This window comes from Rhizobacter sp. P3_B12 (assembly GCF_056402895.1).
Genome location: NZ_JBFUGN010001077.1, coordinates 1 through 1975 on the forward strand (window position 1 = coordinate 1; position 1975 = coordinate 1975).

The 1975-nt window shown below is 71.1% G+C and carries 3 protein-coding genes; all 3 read right to left on the bottom strand.

Annotation, left to right across the window (positions count from 1 at the left end):
* The coding region (locus tag AC1D01_RS32290) for a hypothetical protein (RefSeq protein ID WP_477873587.1) at positions 1-662 on the bottom strand (662 nt) is incomplete at its 3' end.
* Positions 662-1375, bottom strand: a complete 714-nt coding sequence (locus AC1D01_RS32295) for a response regulator (protein ID WP_047592312.1) — start codon at positions 1373-1375, stop codon at positions 662-664. The genes AC1D01_RS32295 and AC1D01_RS32290, both read right to left, overlap by 1 nt.
* Positions 1376-1465: 90 nt before the next feature.
* A partial coding sequence (locus tag AC1D01_RS32300; protein ID WP_477873588.1) for a S41 family peptidase occupies positions 1466-1975 on the bottom strand: 510 nt, incomplete at its 5' end.

Sequence of the window (1975 nt, forward strand, 5' to 3'; positions counted from 1 at the left end):
GAGTTGAAGGCGCGCGCGATCTGCTGCAGCTCGTCGCTCGCGCCGGCCGGCAGCTCGATCGCGCGCAGCGCGCCGCGCCGCGTCGCGATCTCGTGCGCCAGCCGCTTCAGCGGCAGCGCGATCACCCGGAAACCGATCCACAGGCTCAGCGCCGCGGTGCCGAACAGCAAGGCCAGCACCGCCARCAAGGTGATCGTCGGCGCATTGCGCGGCGACGCGTGGCGGTGCACGAAGTTCCAGCGCTCTCCCTCGATGTCGGCCTCGATGCGCAGCACCAGGCCGTTGCGGTCGCTGATGTCGAGCACCGCGTCATGGCCGAGCGAGCGGGTGACGATGTCCTGCAGCCCGCTCGGCAGCTCGATCGACGGCTGGCGCAGCGGGCCGACGATGTCGGGCCCGCCATCGGGCGCGCCGCTGCGGCCGACCCAGAACGGGCCATACGACAGCTCCACCGCAACGCGGTCGCGCTCGTCGGGTGGCGTGGTCAGCAGGTTCTGCTGCGCCTGGTGCGCCTCGCYGACCACCGCCACCAGCATGCCCTCGCTGAACGGCTCGAACAGCAGCGTGCGCAACAGCAGCAGCTGCGCGATCAGCGACGCGACGCTGATCAGCCCCACCAGCCAGGTGACGCGGCCGGCCAGCGAGCGGGGCAGCCAGCGCATCAGCGCGACGTTTCAGGCACGAACATGTAGCCGTGGCCGCGCACCGTCTGGATGAAGCGCGGGGTGCCGGGATCGGATTCGACGAGCTTGCGCAGGCGCATCACGGTGACGTCGATCGCGCGCAGCAGCAGCGATTCGCTGCGCGAGTGCGACACCGCCAGCAGCCGCTCGCGCGACACCGCGACCCCCGGGTTCGCCACCAGCTCGGCCAGCACCGAGAACTCGACAGTGCTCAGCACGCGCGTGGCACCGTTGCGGAACAGGCAGCGCGCGCTCACGTCGAAGACGCTGCCGCCGAACTTGACCGGCGCCTGGTTCATCTGCGACAGGCCCGGCGGCACGATCGCGCGGCGCAGCACCGCATGCACGCGCGCCAGCAGCTCGCGCGCCGAGAACGGCTTGCCGAGGAAATCGTCGGCGCCCATCTCGAGGCCGAGCACGCGGTCGATCTCCTCGCTGCGCGCGGTCAGGATGATGATCGGCACCCGGTCCCCCTCGGAGCGCAGCTTCTGGCAGGCCTGCAGCCCGCTCATGCCGGGCAGGCTCACGTCGAGCACCACCAGGTCGGGGCGCAGCCGGTGGATGCGGCGCAGCAGGTCCTCGGCGGTGGCCATGCCGGTGACGACCAGGCCCTGCTTCTCCAGGTAGTCGCACAGCATCGTGCGCAGCGGGTTGTCGTCTTCGACGACGTAGAGGTGGTACGGCTTGGTCATGGACGGAAGCTTAGTGAGCCGGCGTTGCGCGCTTGCTTCTGGCAGATGTCCCTGCATGTCCGATCATGTCAAGCCGAACCGGACGACACATCAATCCGCCCACATGCCCCGGCGATCGCCGGGCTCGGCACCGGCGGCGAGCCGCTTCGACCAGCGGGCGGCGCGTTCCTTCGCGGCGGAACTGGCGACCGCGCAGCTGCCGTCCTGCAGGTAGGCGACGGCCGCGGCCGTCAGCGATTCCGCCGGGTCGCCGAGCGCTCCGCTGAAGGTGTCGGTCCCGGCGCACGTGGCGGCGATGCCGTTCCAGAAGCCGCCCTCGCCGAGCGCGTTGGTGCTCTCGAAGTTGACCGCGCTGTAGGTGTTGCCGCAGGACGCGCGCGGCTGGAAGCCGACCGGCTTGCCGCAGCTCGTGCCGCCGATCGTCACGACCTCGGCATAGGGCTTCAGCCCGTTCACGACCAGCTCGCTGGCCGAGCAGGTGCGCGCGCCGGTCAGCACCACCACGCGCGGGAACGCCGCCGCGCCCGGCACCGAGCCGAGCAGGTAGGCGCCGTTCGAGCTGGCGTGCCGACCGTTGAACGTGAGCCGCGCGAACACCTC

Coding starts and splice junctions, on each gene's coding strand:
- AC1D01_RS32295 (WP_047592312.1), bottom strand. CDS start 1,375: ATGACCAAGCCGTACCACCTCTACGTCGTCGAAGACGACAACCCGCTG.